The organism is Alterluteimonas muca (assembly GCF_021191595.1).
Classification (GTDB): domain Bacteria; phylum Pseudomonadota; class Gammaproteobacteria; order Xanthomonadales; family Xanthomonadaceae; genus Luteimonas; species Luteimonas muca.
In genome coordinates, this window is the sequence record NZ_JAIWPS010000007.1 from 55,150 (window position 1) to 71,287 (window position 16,138).

Below are 16,138 nucleotides of genomic sequence, written 5' to 3' on the forward strand. Positions count from 1 at the left end.
GGCCATGCTTCAGCTCAAGCACTACCACTTCAATGCGTTCTCGCTCTCCTGTCGTGCACAGGTGGTGGAGTTCCCGCATCTGGACGCCGGGCAGATGTATCCCGCGCTTCAGGCCGAAGCGTTGCAGCCACAAATCTCCCATGCGGAACCGGACACTGTCGATCCGCATGAGTTCGTGGTCACGCTCAAGCTCGACCATGCTCCTGCCGATGACTCGGTGTTTCCATACAGCTTCATGATCGAAGCCGAGGGGTTGTTCACCATCGACCATGATGGGGACCTGGACGAACGCAGGCGGCTGGTGGCCGTGAATGGTGCGTCGATCCTGTATGGCGCCATGCGCGAGCAACTGCTGACACTCAGCGCTCGCCATCGGTATGGGCCCGTGCTGTTGCCTTGCCTTGATTTCAGGGGGCTGGCAAAGCGGGAATCCGCTCGGGTAGACACCAATGATTGACGCGCGGCCTGCGGAGATTCATCCGCTTTCCGATGTGCAAGCAACGAAGATCGGCGAGGGGACCCGGATCTGGCAGTACGTGGTGATCTTGCCCCAAGCCGTGATCGGATCCGACTGCAATATCTGCTCGCACTGCCTGATCGAAAATGATGTCGTGATTGGTGACCGGGTGACGGTGAAGTCCGGTGTCCAGCTCTGGGATGGGTTGCGGGTTGGCGACGACGTGTTCATCGGTCCGAACGTGACGTTTACAAATGATCGTCATCCCCGTAGCGGCCGCCGTGACTTCGAGCTGTTGGCGACTCACCTGGAGAAGGGATGCTCCATTGGTGCAGGGGCTGTAATCCTTCCAGACATCCGCATTGGACAGGGGGCGATGGTCGGCGCAGGCGCGGTGGTGACAAAAGATGTACCAGATGGGGCAACTGTCGTTGGCAACCCTGCGCGAGTCGTGGCGGAGGATCGACATGCCGCTCGATGATTGTCGTCTTGTGGACCTGCCGAAAATCTCCGACCCGAGGGGTAACCTGACCTTCGTCGAAGGTGGACAGCACATCCCGTTCGACATCCAGCGCGTGTACTACCTGTACGACGTCCCTGGTGGTGCGGAGCGTGGAGGGCATGCCCACAAGGCGTTGCAGCAGCTGATCGTGGCCATGTCGGGCAGCTTCGACGTAATGCTGGATGACGGGCGCGAGAAGCGGCGCTTCCATCTCAACCGTTCCTACACGGGCCTGTACATCTGCTCGATGATCTGGCGCGAGCTGGACAACTTCTCATCCGGCTCTGTCTGCATGGTGCTGGCCTCGAACCGCTACGACGAAGACGACTACTACCGGGACTATGGTGACTACATGAAAGCGCAAGGGCTGGCGCAGTGATCCCTTTTCTTGACCTTGGGGCAGCGTATCGCGAGCTGCAGGGAGAGATTGATGCCGCCGTTTCTCGCGTCCTGGCGAGTGGGTATTACATCCTTGGCCCGGAAGTCGACGCTTTCGAAACCGACTACGCCGCCTATTGCGATGCCAGGCACGCCATTGGCGTCGCCAATGGTCTGGACGCCCTGCACTTGACGCTATGCGCGATGGGCGTGGGGCCGGGCGACGAGGTCATCGTCCCGTCCAATACCTATATCGCCACCTGGCTGGCAGTCAGCCAGTGTGGCGCGGTGCCGGTGCCGGTGGAGCCTGATCCGGCCACCCACAACATCGACCCGGCACGGATCGAAGCCGCCATCACCCCGCGCACCAAGGTCATCCTGCCGGTGCACCTGTACGGCCAGCCGGCCGATATGGATCCGATCCTGGCCATCGCCCGCAAGCACGGTCTGCGCGTGCTGGAGGATGGGGCGCAGGCGCACGGCGCGCGCTACAAGGGCAAACGGCTCGGTGCGCACGGCGATGCCGTGGCATGGAGCTTCTATCCCGGAAAGAACCTGGGCGCGCTGGGCGACGGCGGTGCCGTCACCACCGATGACGACGCGCTCGCCGATCGTCTGCGTGTGCTGCGCAACTACGGTTCGCGGGTGAAGTACGTCAATGAAGTGCAGGGCTACAACAGCCGTCTGGACCCTCTGCAGGCCGCGGTGCTGCGGGTCAAGCTCGCCCACCTTGATGCCTGGAACGCCCGGCGCGCCGCGCTGGCTCGGATCTACCTGGACGGACTGCGCGACACCGGGCTGGTGCTGCCGCACGTGCCCGACTGGGCCGAGCCTGCGTGGCATCTGTTCGTGGTCGGGCACCCGCAACGAGATGCGTTGCAACGGCGTCTTGCGGAGACAGGTATCGATTGTCTCATCCACTATCCGATTCCCCCGCACAAGCAGCAGGCCTATGCCGACGCCCAGTTCGGTGCGGACGCGTTCCCGCTAGCCTCGCGGATGGCGGGGGAAGTGCTGAGCCTCCCGATCGGACCGCAACTTTCGGCCCAAGCTGCGGAACAAGTTGTTGCCGCCGTTGCAGAGGCAGTGCTGTCAAGGTGAGCGAGAGCGGTTCGTACCGACAGATCCTGCGCTCGTCGTCCATCATCGGCGGCGCCTCACTGATCAACATCTTGGTCGGCCTGGTGAAGATGAAGGTGGCGGCGGTGCTCCTGGGGCCGGCCGGGGTGGGCATGATCGGGCTGTTGCAGAGCTTGATGTCCGCTGCGTCGGCCGTGTCGGCACTGGGCTTCGGCACCGTCGGCACCAGGCAGATCGCCGAAGCCGTCGGACGAGACGACGACGCAGCCATAGCGGCCGCCCGCCGCGCCCTGTTCTGGGGCACTCTTGGCTTGGCCGCACTCGGTGCGATGCTCGTGTGGACGCTGCGCGACCTGATCGCAGTCCACGTACTCCATGACCCTGCAATGGGCGGCTCAATCGGCTGGCTTGCCCTTGGGGTGGCACTTACGGTGGCATCTGGTTCGCAAGCGGCCTTGCTCAACGGACTTCGCCGAATCGGCGACCTGGCGCGCGTGAGCATCGCCTCCGGCTTCGCGTCAGCTGCTCTCGGGGTTTGCGCGCTGGCGGTCTGGGGAGAACGCGGGCTCCTCGCCTTTATCCTGGCCACGCCACTGGCAAGCTTCACGGCAAGCCTATGGTACGTGTCGCGCCTCCCGCCGATCGTGGCGCCGGCCACCTCCTTTCCTGCACTCGCCCACCAGTGGGCAACGCTCGCGCGGCTTGGCGCCGCGTTCATGGCCGCGGGAGTGGTGGGCACGGCTGGGCATTTAGCAATGCGGATCTTGGTGCAGCGGGAACTTGGCGTAGACGCGCTTGGTCAATTCCAAGCGTCATGGATGATTGCGATGACCTACATCGGTCTCGTGCTCGGTGCCATGGGCACCGATTACTACCCGCGCCTCACCGCCACCATTCGCGATCACCGGGCTACCAACGCGCTAGTGAACGAGCAAAGCGAGGTTGCGCTGCTGCTCGCAGGGCCTCTTCTGCTCGGGATGCTTGGCCTGGCGCCTTGGCTGATTGAGCTGCTCTACTCGAAGGAGTTCGATGACGCTGTCAGCGTGTTGCGCTGGCAGGTGCTGGGCGACGTTCTGAAGGTTGCGAGCTGGCCGTTGGGCTTCGTCATGCTGGCCGCCGGCGACGGACGCGTCTACCTGATCGCAGAAACGATAGCGATGGGCGCCTTGATTGCCCTGACTTGGATTGCGCTCCCTGTAGTGGGCGTGGAGGCGACTGGACTGGCGTTTCTAGGCATGTATGTGCTGTATCTGCCATTGGTGTACTGGCTGGCGCGGCGGCGAACAGGGTTTAGATGGCGGCGAAAGGTGCTGGCCCAGTTGCTCGTCATCTTTGTGCTGGCGATGCTGGTGTTCATTGTGGGTGGATGGTCGAAGTGGCTGGGGGCTGGGCTGGGATTGGCTTCCGCGGGGGCGCTTGGCTTGTCCGGCCTGGCAAGACTCGGCCACATGGCAAACCTGGGCGGGCCGCTGGGTCGGATCGCGGCAGCGAGCAGAAGTCTGATGATGAAGGCGGGGGTATGGCGTGACTGAGATGCAGCAACAACCACTGGTCACGTTTGCGCTGTTCGCATACAACCAGGAGCGCTTCATTCGCGAAGCGCTTGTTGGAGCCGTGTCCCAGGATTATGGGCGACTGGAGATAATCATTTCCGATGATGCGTCGTCCGATAACACGTATCAGATCATTCGTGACTTCGCCGACAGCTACGACGGGGCGCACGATCTCGTCCTGAACCGGAATCGCGAAAATCTCGGCATCGGAGGGCATGTCAACAAGATCATGGGCTTGGCCCGCGGTGAGGTCATCGTTGTTGCAGCCGGAGACGATATTTCCCATCCCGGACGGGTTTCGAAGGTCATGAGCGTGTTCGAGAGCGATCCCGAGCACACGTACTCTGTATGGTCGGGCGCAACCTACATCGATGACGACGGGAGGGCGCTGGAGCGGCAATTCCCTGGCAACCCGTCCGGCTACACGGACAGATCGATGGTCCGGAACCAGCGCCCCCTGATCGGGGCCACGCATGCGTGGCGCAGGGACGTCTTCGACTTCTTCGGCCCGCTGCTGGAGGGTGTGGTTTTCGAAGATAATGCGATCTCGTTCCGGAGCTATCTGCTAGGTGAAATCCGCTACGTCGACGAGAAGCTCGTCAGCTACCGGACCCACGCGGAGAACATCACCAATTTCAGCGCAGTCGCGGACAAGGCCGCCTTGTATGCTGCGGCGGCAAGGCGAAGCCAATGGGCGATGACCGGCCTGGCGCAGAGACGGCGCGACCTTGAAGTGGCGCTTGCCAGGACCCCTGCGCTGGAGCGCAATCCGCGGGTGCTGCTTGAAGAACTGGATCGGGTGGAACGGAGGACCGCGAGGCGGCTTGAGGCTTACCGACAGTTCCCCCGGCTTACGTGGCGGACCACTGCGGCCGCGGCCAAGGATCCGGAAATCGCGAAGCTGCTGCTTCGTTCGGTCCAGGCGAAACTCCAGGGAGTTGGATCGGCAGCATGAGAATCCTGTTCATCACGTGGGATGGCCCGCAGGTTCCCTACCTCGAGACTCTGTTCCTGCCAATTTTTACCAGGCTTGCGGCGGCTGGCTTTCACTTCCACATCCTGCAGTTCACCTGGGGCGATCCGACACGACTTGAACGCACCAGAAGGGCGTGCGAGGAGGCGGGGTTCTCCTATCGACCGGTGATTGTCGCAAGGAGGCCGAAGGCGTTGGGCGCGCTACTGACCGCGATATTCGGGGCCTGGCATGTACGAAGGCAGATTCGCGAGCACGCGATTGATGTGCTGATGCCCAGAAGCACGTTGCCCGCCCTTGCTGTGCTGTTGACGCCGAAGAGGATTGGCAGACGGGTGATATTCGATGCCGACGGCCTTCCACTGGACGAACGGGTGGAGTTCGCAGGGGACCGTGCCAACAGCGCTTCCTACCGCCTCTTGCGTGACGTCGAGGCGCAGGCGGTTCGCCGCGCGGATCGAGTGCTGGTGCGATCTTCACAGGCCGTCCAGATCCTTGCAGCGCGAGCCGGTGCCGGTACCGATGCATCCCGGTTTCACGTCGTGGCGAATGGCCGTGACAGTGGTGCGTTTGCAACCGGTTCGCCCGCTCTGCGCGACCTCATGAGGGCCAGTCTGGGGGTTCGGCCGGATGAACCCCTGATCGTGTATGCGGGATCCATGGGTCCGAAATACAGGTTGCAGGAAATGCTGCATCTGTTCAAAGCAGTGCGGAAACGACGGGAAGATGCCCGATTCCTGATCCTCACCAACGACCCGGGTGAAGTCGAATTGGGTTTGGGTGAGCAGCCGGCATTGCGCGACGTCGTGCTGATCAAGCAGGTGCTCCCTGAGACGGTGCCAGCACATCTGGCGTGTGCCGACCTAGGCGTCGCACTCATCCAGCAGACGCTTTCGATGAGAGCTGCGGCACCGATCAAGCTTGGGGAATATCTGCTTTGTGGGGTCCCGACGGTGATAACCGGGGGGATTGGCGACTCGTCTTCGATGCCGGTCGACTGCGGGTTTGTGGTCGCAACTCTCGAGACGCCACAGCTTGCAGCGGCAGCCGACTGGTTCGTGGACACGGTGCTGCCCGACCGGGAGGGGTTTCGCCGACGCTGCCGCGCTCTTGGTGAGGAACGCTACTCGCTCGACGCATGTGCCGAGTCATATTTGCGCGCGCTTCTCGGCATGGGCGAAGACGCGTGAGCGAACCCGATCATTCCGGCGGGCGCACCTGCCCGGCGCCCGCCCGTGAAGAGGCGGACTGCCGATGAAGGTACTCATCCTCTCTCGCTACGGTCGCCTTGGCGCGTCGTCCCGTTTGCGGGCGATGCAGTTCGTGCCAGTCCTGGAGAAGCGGGGATTTCGCTGCACCCTGCAGCCGTTCTTCGACGATCCGGCACTCCAGCAGAGATATGCCACTGGCAGCTATTCGGCGTCCACCGTGCTCCGAGCTTACGTCTCGCGGCTGCGCGCACTGCGCCAGCGGAAAATGTTCGATCTGGTCTGGATCGAGAAGGAGGCGTTGCCATGGTTGCCGGCATCCGTCGAGCGCAAGCTTCTGGAGGGCGTGCCCTATGCGATGGATTTCGACGACGCCATCTTCCACAACTATGACCTGCACCGTCGTCGCTGGGTGCGTCGCCTGCTGGGAGACCGGATCGATCGACTGATGGCGGGAACCAGTCTGGTTGTCGCTGGCAACCGCTACCTTGCTGAGCGTGCGGCGAAGGCAGGTGCCCCGAAGGTCGAAGTCGTGCCCACTGTCATCGACCTCGAGCGGTATCCCCCGGTCTCGCTTCGCCGCGAACCGGACCACATCCCGAGAATCGTCTGGGTGGGTTCTTCGACCACGACTCAATACCTGCAGGATCTGGCTGCCCCACTTCGAATGCTTTCTGCGCGGCATTCCTTCAAACTGCGCGTGATCGGCCCAGGGGACATCGACATGCCAGGTGTGGACGTCGAGCGCATGGACTGGACTGAGGAATCCGAAGTGGCTTCGATACAGCAGTGCGACATCGGGGTGATGCCACTGCAGGATACGCCGTGGGAACTCGGCAAATGCGGTTACAAGCTCATCCAGTACATGGCCTGCGGGCTCCCCGTTGTGGCGTCGCGGGTAGGCGCCAACATCGACATCGTGCGCGAAGGCAAAAACGGTTTTCTCGCCAGCGACGCGGAAGAGTGGATCGTGCTGCTGGAGCGCCTGCTGGTGGATGCGCCTTTGCGTCACCGGCTAGGTGCGACGGGGCGGCAGCGGGTGGAGCAGGAGTTCAGCCTCCAGAGTCAGGCTGGTCGCCTGGCTGGGTTGCTCAAGCAAGCAGCGCTGCGCTGATGTGCGGGCTGGCTGGGTTCCTGTCGCGAGGTGCGGCGAATCCTGATGTCATGACTGTTCTTGCAAGAGGCATGGCGGACCGCATCGCCAGTCGCGGGCCCGATGACTGGGGAGTCTGGTGCGACCAGGACTCGGGCGTCGCGCTCGCGCACCGGCGCCTGTCGATCCTGGATCTGTCTCCCGCCGGGCACCAGCCCATGCACTCGTCCAGCGGCCGCTGGGTCCTGGCCTACAACGGCGAGGTCTACAACCACCTTGCGTTGCGCCAGCGGCTGGAAGGCGAGGGCGCGGCACCGGCCTGGCGCGGCCACTCCGACACCGAGACCCTACTGGCCTGCATCGAGGCCTGGGGCATCGAGCGCACCCTGCAGGCCAGCGTCGGCATGTTTGCCATCGCCTTGTGGGACCGCAGTGAGCGTGCGCTGGTGCTCGCCCGAGACCGCGTCGGCGAGAAGCCGCTGTACTACGGATGGCAGGGTGACACCTTGCTGTTCGGATCCGAGCTGAAGGCGCTCCGCGCGCACCCGGCGTTCAACGCGGCTATCGATCGCGGCGCGCTGGCGCTGTTGCTGCGACACAACTACGTGCCGGCGCCGTATTCCATTTACCAGGGCATCCATAAGCTGCCGCCCGGCACCTTCCTGCGTCTGAGCGGGGGGCACCGGGAGGTCGAGCCGGTGCCCTACTGGTCACTGGCTGACGTGGCCGAACGCGGCATGGCGCAGCCCTTCGCAGGTTCGGATGTCGATGCGCTCGACGCGTTGGAAGGGCATCTCGGCAATGCGGTGCGCGGGCAAATGGTCGCCGACGTGCCGCTGGGCGCGCTGCTCTCCGGCGGCATCGACTCCACCGTGATCACCGCGCTGATGCAGGCCAACAGCAGCCGGCCGGTGCGCACCTTCACCATCGGGTTCGAGGAGGGGGAGTACGACGAGGCAACCCATGCGCGCGCGGTCGCCGCGCACCTGGGCACGGAACACACCGAACTGCGCCTCAGCGGCGCCGATGCGCTGGCGCTGGTGCCGCAGATGCCGGCGATGTACGACGAGCCGTTCGCCGATTCGTCGCAACTTCCCACGCATCTGGTAATGAAGCTGGCGCGCCAGCATGTGACCGTGGCCTTGTCCGGTGACGCGGGCGACGAACTGTTCGGTGGGTACAACCGCTACTTCCTCGGCCCGAAAACCTGGGACGGAATCCGCCGGCTGCCGCCGGCGTTCCGACGTGCACTGGGCGCGGCATTGACGGCTGTGCCCGCGCCCACGGTGAACCGTTTGTTCGGGCCCCTGGCGGGTCGCAGGGGCATCGCCTTGCCGGGTGACAAGGCGCACAAGCTCGGCGCGCGCCTGCGCCATGTGCGCAGCATCGATGACCTGTACGTGTCGCTGGTCTCGGAGTGGCCCGATCCTGCCGGCATGGTCGGTGCAGGCAACCTCCCGCCGAACCTCCTCGACGATCGTGCGCGTTGGCCGAAGCTGCACGATCCGGTGGCGCGGATGATGGCGCTGGACGGCCTGACTTACCTGCCCGACGACATCCTGGTGAAGGTGGACCGCGCCTCGATGGCGGTGTCGCTGGAGACGCGCGCGCCGTTCCTCGACCGCGACGTGATCGAGTTCGCATGGTCGCTGCCGATGCATATGAAGCTGCGTGGGGGCAAGGGCAAGTGGCTGCTCCGCCAACTGGTGGACCGGCATGTGCCGCGCGCGCTGATGGAACGGCCGAAAATGGGCTTCGGCATTCCCCTGGACCAGTGGCTGCGCGGCCCTTTGCGTGAGTGGGGCGAAGCCCTGCTGGCCGAGGACCGGCTCAAGCGCGAAGGCTACCTGGATCCTGCGCCGGTCCGTGCGACCTGGCTGCGGCACCAGCGCGGAGAGGGCTCCTTCGGTTACCGGTTGTGGTCCGTGCTGATGTTCCAGGCGTGGCTGGAACAAGAAGGCGGCAACGCCTGATGTGGCCGTTCTGGCTGATGTTCCTGGTTCCGGCCTTCGGCGTGCTGGTGCCGCGCAGACTGCCCGCCGCACAGGCGAGTGTGATGTGGTGGGTCGTCGGGCTGCTGTTCGCAATGATGATCGGCCTGCGCCATGAAGTAGGCGGTGACTGGTTCAACTACCTGCCGCATTTCCAGCATGCGGCCACCATGAGCTTTGCCGAGGCCGCTGGGATGGGCGACCCCGGCCACTATGTGCTGAACCGTTTAGTGGCCGGGCTGGGTGGCAGCATCTACACCGTGAACCTGATCTACGCCGCCGTGCTGATGATCGGCACGGTGGTGTTCTGCCGGCGACAGCCCAATCCCTGGCTCGCGTTGCTTGCCGCGGTGCCGTACATGCTGATCGTGGTCGGCATGGGCTATACCCGGCAATCGGTGGCGTTGGGCCTGGCGCTGATCGGCTTGGTGGCATTGGGCGAGCATCGCATCCGTACGTTTGTGATCTGCATTGCGCTGGGGGCGCTGTTCCACAAGTCTGCGGTGCTGCTCTTGCCCATCGCCGCGCTGGCGTCCAGCCGCAACCGGCTGCTGACCGGCACGATCGTGCTGCTGTCGACCGGCCTGATGTACTACCTGCTGCTGGCCGAAAGCGCCGAGGCGATGTGGACCAACTACGTGGAAGCCGACATGCAGTCGTCGGGTGGCGCGATCCGCGTAGTCATGAACGCGGTGCCGGCCGTGCTGCTGGTCGTGTTTCGGAAGCGGCTGGTGCCCGAACCGGGGGAACGCAAGCTGTGGCTGTGGATAGCGGCGTTCGCCTTGCTTTGCGTGCCACTGGTGGGGATCGCCTCGACCGCGGTGGACCGGGTGGCGTTGTACCTGATCCCGCTGCAACTTTATGTATTTGCAAGGCTGCCACGCCTGGCCACGACCACCCGCGCCCGCACCGCGGTCGTTGTCGGAATCCTCGGCTATTACGCGGCTGTGCAGTTCGTCTGGCTGAACTTCGCCACGCATGCGCCGTACTGGGTGCCGTACCAGCTCATGCCGCTGACATAGGCCAGCTCCGCGCCGTAAGCGCCACAATCGCGCCAAACTGTTGAAATCGCGCCAGAATGAGGGCGTAATCTGGCGCCATTGTGGCGCGATTCGGAATCCTGATGCCTCTCCAGCCCGCAGACAACCTTCGGCACTTGTTGGCGGGGCATCCCGATGGAGTGGGACTCGCCGCCCTGCAGCGGCTGTGCCCGAACGTGCCCAGGCGAACGCTGCAGCGCCAACTGGCCCGGCTGGTGGCCGACGGCGAGCTGTTGCCTGTCGGTGAGGGACGCGCACGGATCTATCGCCCGGTGGGCGCGGTGCCGCCGGGAGCCGGAGCGGATGAGTCGCTCATCCCCTTGTCGCCCGAGGGCCGGAGGATCCGCGAACAGGTACGGCAGCCACTGGCGCGTCGCCGACCGGTCGGCTACGACGCGGATCTGCTTGTCAGCTACGAACCCAATCGCAGTGCGTGGCTGCCGCCGGCGTTGCGCGAACGGCTGCATGCGCTGGGCCGCGCGCCGGTGGCCGATGCTCCTGCCGGAACCTATGTGCGTCAGATCCTGAACCGGCTGCTGGTGGATCTGTCATGGGCATCCAGCCATCTGGAAGGCAATACGTACTCGCGCCTGGACACGCAAAATCTGATCGAATTCGGCAGGGTGGCCGAGGGCAAGGATCGCCTGGAAGCGCAGATGATCCTCAACCACAAGGCGGCCATCGAAATGCTGGTGGAACAGGCCGGGGACATCGCTTTCGACCGCTACACCGTGCAGAACCTGCACGCACTGCTCGCCGAGAACCTGCTGCCCGAGCCTGCGGCCGGGGGGCGGCTGCGCAGGATGGACGTAGGCATCAGCGGCTCGGTGTTTCATCCCTTGTCGATCCCGCAGCGCGTGGAGGAACTGTTCGACATGCTGCTGGAAAAAGCGGACGCGATCCGGGATCCATTCGAGCAGGCGTTCTTCGCGATGGTGCATCTGCCGTATCTGCAGCCGTTCGAAGACGTCAACAAGCGGGTCTCGCGGCTGGCGGCGAATATTCCGCTGATCCGGGCCAACCTGGCGCCCTTGTCGTTCGTGGACGTTCCGCGCGAGGAGTACATCGAGGGGCTGCTGGGCGTGTACGAGCTCGGGCGGATCGAGCTTCTGCGCGATGTCTTTGCATGGGCCTACGAACGTTCGTGCCAGCGCTACACGGTGCTGCGCGACGTGCTGCCGGATCCGGATCCCCTGCGCCTGGCGCACCGCGAACTGCTGCGGTCGGTGATCATGGAGCTGGTGCAGGGCGGCGTGCGCCGCACCGATACCGGCGCCATCCGCCGCAGTCTGCAAGGCAGGGTGGATGCCGGCGCGATGGACGATGTGGTCGCGCTGGTGATCAACGAACTGCACCAGCTGCATGAGGGCAATATCGCGCGGTACAGGTTGCGGCCATCGGAGTTCGGCCACTGGCTCGAGCTGCAACAAGGAGACACGGACTGATGCCCCGCCGGGTTGTGACCGGGCGCAAGATCGTCCTCTTCGCCAACACCGACTGGTACCTCTATAACTTCCGCCGCTCGCTGGCGCTGGCGCTGCAGGGGCACGGCTACGAGCTGCTGCTGATTTCGCCACCCGGTCCGTACGGCGAGAAGCTGCGCGCCCTCGGTTTGCGCTGGGAACCGGTGCCGATGGACCGCCGCAGCCTCAACCCGCTGCGCGAGGCGAAGCTGCTGGCATGGCTGATGTCGCTGTTCTGCAGGGAGCGCCCGGCGCTGGTGCACGGCTTCACCATCAAATGTGCCGTGTACGGATCCCTCGCGGCGCGCGTGGCCGGCGTGCCGGCGCGCGTCAACGCCGTGGCCGGCATGGGCTACGTGTTCATCAGCAACGACACCAAGGCCCGCGTGCTGCGCCCGTTGGTGCGCGCGTTGCTGCGTACCGCGCTGGATGGCGACAACGCGCGCCTGGTGCTGCAGAACCCGGACGACGTGGCGCTGTTTGAAGCGGCGGGGCTGGTGGACCGCGACCACGTGCGCCTGATTCCGGGGTCCGGCGTGGACTGCTCGCGTTTTGTCGCGCGCGACGGCCAGCGCGATCCCACGCGCCCGCTGCGCGTGCTGCTGGCCGCGCGCCTGCTGTGGGACAAGGGCCTGGCGGAGTACGTGGAGGCCGCGCGTCGGCTGCGCGGCGAGGGCAGGGCGATCGAGTTCCTGCTGGCCGGCGACCCGGACCCGGGTAATCCCGCCGCCGTACCGGAATCAACCGTGCGCGGATGGGCCGACGAAGGCGTGCTGCAGTGGCTCGGCCATGTGGACGACATGGCGGGGTTGTTCGCATCCGTCGACGTGGTGGTCCTGCCCAGCTATCGCGAAGGCCTGCCGAAGGGATTGATCGAGGCCGCCGCCTGCGCGCTACCGCTCGTGACCACCGACGTGCCGGGATGCCGCGAAGTGGTGAGCGATGGCGTCGACGGGCTGCTGGTGCCGGTGCGCGACGCCGCGGCGCTGGCCGCGGCGATTGCGCGGTTGCACGATGATCCTGAGCTGGCTGCGCGCCTTGGTAAGGCCGCCCGCGCCAAGGCACTGGCCGAGTTCGACGAGCAAATCGTCATCGCCCGCACCCTGGCGGTTTACCGCGAACTGCTGCCCGCGCCATGACCGGCGCCGACGCCCTGTTGGCGCTCCTGGCGCTGGGTGTGGCGGTGCTGCTTGCCCGGGGCAGCCATCCCCTGGTGGCGGTGCTGCTGGTGGTGTCGGCCTTGGCGGTGTCGGCGATGCTGTTCCTGCCGACCGCGATGCTCGGCGAGTGGTTTGGCATGCATCGTGTGCATCGGCTGTATGGCCTGACTCGCGCCACGCCACTGGATCCGCCTGAGTGGATCCACCTTATCGCCTTCGCCTGGCTGGGGCTGCTGATCTGGTTGGCTCGCAAGGACTTACGCAATGGGTGGGGCGTGCTGCTGGTCGCGATTTTCGGCGTGGCCGCGGAGCTCTCGCAGTGGCTGACGGATGGGCGGCAGCCGAAGCTTGAAGATGCAGCGTTGAACGTGGCAGGCGGCCTGACAGGGGTGCTGCTCGCGCATTTGCTACTCCATGCTCTGGCGTTCTCCCGTCGCAGGAGAGTCGGGAAGCACGGCTGAAGGCCCCCTTGGCGGTGCCGGCTGTTGGTCAGCTCTGGGCACTGATTGATGCCGCGTGCTCGCGGCGCGAAGCCCCGGCCCGGGGACCCACCAATCGTCACCAACGTGCGCGCCGAGGACGAGGCCAGGATTGACCGAAGGCGGCGCAGCATCTGCTGGAATACCTGGCACGCGTTGGCAGCGCGATGGTGGAGCGGCGCTGCGATGTGGTCGTGCATAGGTGTGCGAGAATTGCACCCGGTCTGCGATCTGTCACATCGGCATTGATCGCATTATGGGAAGGTTCTGCGTGATCAGAACCTGGCGCGTCAAACGCCTGCAGGAGCCCGGTTTTGAACGTAAGCGTTGTACTGGAGCAGCTGGATTGGCTGGCTGCATTGGTCGCCTTCGCGATCACATGGATGGCATTGGCGCTCCTGACGCCGCTGGCGCCGCGGCTGCGCTTGCTGGATTATCCGCGCGGCCGGAAGAACCATGCTGCTCCCACCCCGGTTACCGGTGGGCTTGCAATGGCAGTGGGCGTCGTCCTGGCCGCGCTTGTGTTTGTGCCCGTGGCTGGCGACGGGTTCTGGGGCTTTGCAGCCGCGGCGATCGTGCTGATCGGCGTAGGTGTGATGGATGACATCCACGATATCCGCTGGCATTGGCGCGTTCTTTCCCAGGTCATCGCGGCTCTCATCATGGTGTACGCCAGCGGCGTGCGCGTGGAGCAGCTGGGCCCCGTGTTCGGCCTGGACTCGATGGCGCTTGGGGCGCTGTCGGTGCCGTTTACGGTCTTCGCTACGGTGGGGCTGATCAATGCCATCAACATGGTGGACGGCGTTGACGGCCTGGCGGGGGGGCTGGTGTGGTGCGCGTTGCTGATGCTGGCGGCTGCTGCGCTGTATGCGGGCAATGGGCTGATTGCCGAGCGCCTGATGCTGCTGATGGGGGCGGTCGCTGCATTTCTTGTCTTCAACATGCGGTGGCCGTGGCGGCAACGCGCGCGCCTGTTCATGGGCAATGGCGGCAGTGCATTCCTCGGCCTTGTGGTGGCGTGGTTCGCGTTCCGGCTCACCCAGAACGCCAGCCATCCGGTGAATCCGGTGCTTGCGCTGTGGCTGCTGCCCATTCCGGTGATGGACACGCTGGTGGTGATGATGCGGCGCATCCGCAGTCGTCGGTCGCCTTTCCACGCCGACCGCAACCATATCCATCATCTGATGATCGATGCAGGCGTCAGCGTGAGCCGCACGGTGGCGCTCTTGTGCATGTTCACGTTGGGCTGCGGACTGATGGCCGGGCAGGCTATGCGCGCCGACGTGCCGCACCCGGTTCTGCTGGTGCTCTTCGGCGTGATGACACTGGCCTGGTATGGCTTCAGCGAAGACCGCGATCGGGCGTTGTGGTTTTTCAGCTGGCTTTCCGGTGAAACCGGGGCCCAGCGGCAGGCGCGTGTGCAGGCGCGGACGACATTACCCGACTGAGTTTTGTCCGCTACGGCGCGGTCGCGCGCTCCAGTGCCAACAGGCCGTCCATGGCCTGCATGCGGCCGCCGCCGCACATCGAATCGCTTGGTCGCAGCGAACCGCACACTGCCGGTCGGCGCGGGTCGCCGAACAGCCGGCAGCGCAGCTGTTCGTCGAGCTGGATGCAGGCGACGCCCGCGGGCTTGCCGTGCGGCATGCCGGGAATCGGCGAGCTGATCGACGGGGCGATGCAGCAGGCGCCGCAGTGGTCGCGACAGTGCATGGAGATCAGTCCGCGGTGACCAGCAGCGCGTTGCGCGAGCGCAGCTGCCGGTAGACCTCGTCGGTTTCCGGGCGCACGCCATGCCACAGCGCGAAGCCCTCGGCAGCCTGTTCCACCAGCATGCCCAGCCCGTCGACCACGTCGTGCGCACCGGCGGCACGCGCCCATGACAGGAACGGCACCGCGACCTCGCCGTAGTTGAGGTCCACCGCCACCGCGCGGTTGGCGAGCACGCTGCGCGGCAGCACCGGCAGGCCACTGCCGCGGCCGGCGGAGGTGGCATTGATGACGAGCTCGAATTCGCCGAGCCCGCCGGCATCGTCGAGATAGCGCGGATGCACGCGGCCGGGCTGGCCCAGCGCGTCGGCCAGCGCATCGGCGCGGCTGCCGGTGCGGTTGACGACATAGAGATCGCCGATGCCCGCATCCAGCAGTGCCGGCGCGACGCCGCGCGCGGCGCCGCCAGCGCCGATCAGCAGGGTGCGACGCGCGCGCAGGTCGAGCCCGGCGCGCTCCGTGAGGTCGCGCACCAGGCCGCGACCATCGGTGTTCTCGCCATGCCAGCCTTCCGGCGTTCGCACCAGCGTGTTGACCGCGCCGGCGCGCCGGGCGCTTTCGCCGAGGCTTGCGCACAGCGTGGCGGCACGTTCCTTGAGCGGCAGGGTGACGTTGCCGCCGCGGCCACCGGCGGCGGCGAACGCCGCCAGGGTGTCGGCGAAGTCATCGGGCGCGGCCTCGATGGCCTCGTAGCGCAGCGGGATCGACAGCGCGCGGCCGAAGGCGGCGTGGATGGCGGGCGACAGCGAGTGTGCGACCGGCTGGCCGAACACGGCATAGCGCGGGCCGGGATAGGCGTCTGCGTCGGCGGGGCTCATGGGTTCCTCGTCACGTTGGAGAGTCACCGGCTGCAGGTCGGGCAGCGCACGGCGCGAGTCTACTCCCGGAGAACGGAATCCGCGGGGGAAGGCGGCGGGGCAGGTGGTCTGGCGGCCGCGCAGCAACAGTCCACCTGCGATCGGAAGGGTTGGCAGCGGCAAGGCGCCCTCAT

General features: G+C 65.5%; 16 protein-coding genes. 14 read left to right on the forward strand and 2 right to left on the reverse strand.

All coding sequences use genetic code 11. From position 1 onward, the window contains the following. Positions 1–4 precede the first annotated feature (4 nt). The 14 genes from LDO11_RS10360 (at position 5) to LDO11_RS10430 (ending at position 14,825) form a co-directional block, all read left to right on the forward strand. Positions 5–457: a hypothetical protein gene (locus LDO11_RS10360; protein WP_232141479.1), complete on the forward strand. Its 453-nt coding sequence runs from the start codon at positions 5–7 to the stop codon at positions 455–457. After that, positions 450–938 (forward strand): acyltransferase, encoded by a 489-nt coding sequence (locus LDO11_RS15790; protein ID WP_305068845.1) that lies wholly within the window; start codon positions 450–452, stop codon positions 936–938. The genes LDO11_RS10360 and LDO11_RS15790 overlap by 8 nt, the downstream gene beginning before the upstream one ends. After that, entirely contained in the window at positions 925–1,338 is a 414-nt protein-coding gene (locus LDO11_RS10375) for a sugar 3,4-ketoisomerase (protein WP_232141480.1), read from the forward strand. The genes LDO11_RS15790 and LDO11_RS10375 overlap by 14 nt, the downstream gene beginning before the upstream one ends. Next, a complete protein-coding gene (locus LDO11_RS10380; protein WP_232141481.1) occupies positions 1,335–2,438 on the forward strand; it encodes a DegT/DnrJ/EryC1/StrS family aminotransferase in 1,104 nt (367 codons plus the stop codon). Before LDO11_RS10375 ends, LDO11_RS10380 begins: the two co-directional genes overlap by 4 nt. Further along, positions 2,435–3,949, forward strand: coding sequence for an O-antigen translocase (locus LDO11_RS10385; protein ID WP_232141482.1), 1,515 nt, complete (start codon positions 2,435–2,437; stop codon positions 3,947–3,949). Before LDO11_RS10380 ends, LDO11_RS10385 begins: the two co-directional genes overlap by 4 nt. Position 3,950: 1 nt before the next feature. Next, the gene (locus LDO11_RS10390; protein WP_232141564.1) at positions 3,951–4,925 is read left to right on the forward strand and encodes a glycosyltransferase; all 975 of its coding nucleotides are present in this window, start codon (positions 3,951–3,953) and stop codon (positions 4,923–4,925) included. After that, on the forward strand, positions 4,922–6,133 hold the full coding sequence (locus LDO11_RS10395; RefSeq protein WP_232141483.1) for a glycosyltransferase: 1,212 nt from the start codon (positions 4,922–4,924) through the stop codon (positions 6,131–6,133). The genes LDO11_RS10390 and LDO11_RS10395 overlap by 4 nt, the downstream gene beginning before the upstream one ends. A gap of 64 nt (positions 6,134–6,197) precedes the next feature. After that, complete coding sequence (locus tag LDO11_RS10400) at positions 6,198–7,265, forward strand: glycosyltransferase family 4 protein (RefSeq protein ID WP_232141484.1); 1,068 nt, start codon at positions 6,198–6,200, stop codon at positions 7,263–7,265. Beyond that, the gene (asnB, locus tag LDO11_RS10405; protein ID WP_255683423.1) at positions 7,265–9,217 is read left to right on the forward strand and encodes an asparagine synthase (glutamine-hydrolyzing); all 1,953 of its coding nucleotides are present in this window, start codon (positions 7,265–7,267) and stop codon (positions 9,215–9,217) included. The genes LDO11_RS10400 and asnB overlap by 1 nt, the downstream gene beginning before the upstream one ends. A gap of 41 nt (positions 9,218–9,258) precedes the next feature. Then, entirely contained in the window at positions 9,259–10,257 is a 999-nt protein-coding gene (locus LDO11_RS10410; protein ID WP_232141485.1) for an EpsG family protein, read from the forward strand. Positions 10,258–10,547: 290 nt separating this feature from the next. Further along, the gene (locus LDO11_RS15855) at positions 10,548–11,720 is read left to right on the forward strand and encodes a Fic family protein (RefSeq protein ID WP_232141486.1); all 1,173 of its coding nucleotides are present in this window, start codon (positions 10,548–10,550) and stop codon (positions 11,718–11,720) included. After that, positions 11,720–12,877, forward strand: coding sequence for a glycosyltransferase family 4 protein (locus tag LDO11_RS10420; RefSeq protein WP_232141487.1), 1,158 nt, complete (start codon positions 11,720–11,722; stop codon positions 12,875–12,877). The genes LDO11_RS15855 and LDO11_RS10420 overlap by 1 nt, the downstream gene beginning before the upstream one ends. Continuing rightward, positions 12,874–13,359: a VanZ family protein gene (locus LDO11_RS10425; protein WP_232141488.1), complete on the forward strand. Its 486-nt coding sequence runs from the start codon at positions 12,874–12,876 to the stop codon at positions 13,357–13,359. The genes LDO11_RS10420 and LDO11_RS10425 overlap by 4 nt, the downstream gene beginning before the upstream one ends. A 332-nt stretch (positions 13,360–13,691) precedes the next feature. Beyond that, positions 13,692–14,825 (forward strand): MraY family glycosyltransferase, encoded by a 1,134-nt coding sequence (locus tag LDO11_RS10430; RefSeq protein WP_232141489.1) that lies wholly within the window; start codon positions 13,692–13,694, stop codon positions 14,823–14,825. 10 nt (positions 14,826–14,835) lie between these two features. Here LDO11_RS10430 and LDO11_RS10435 read toward each other — a convergent pair whose 3' ends face one another. Then, positions 14,836–15,090 carry a YkgJ family cysteine cluster protein gene (locus tag LDO11_RS10435; RefSeq protein ID WP_232141490.1) on the reverse strand — a complete coding sequence of 85 codons (255 nt, stop codon included), beginning with the start codon at positions 15,088–15,090 and terminating at the stop codon, positions 14,836–14,838. 5 nt (positions 15,091–15,095) lie between these two features. Continuing rightward, on the reverse strand, positions 15,096–15,965 hold the full coding sequence (gene aroE / locus LDO11_RS10440) for a shikimate dehydrogenase (RefSeq protein ID WP_232141491.1): 870 nt from the start codon (positions 15,963–15,965) through the stop codon (positions 15,096–15,098). Positions 15,966–16,138 lie beyond the last annotated feature (173 nt).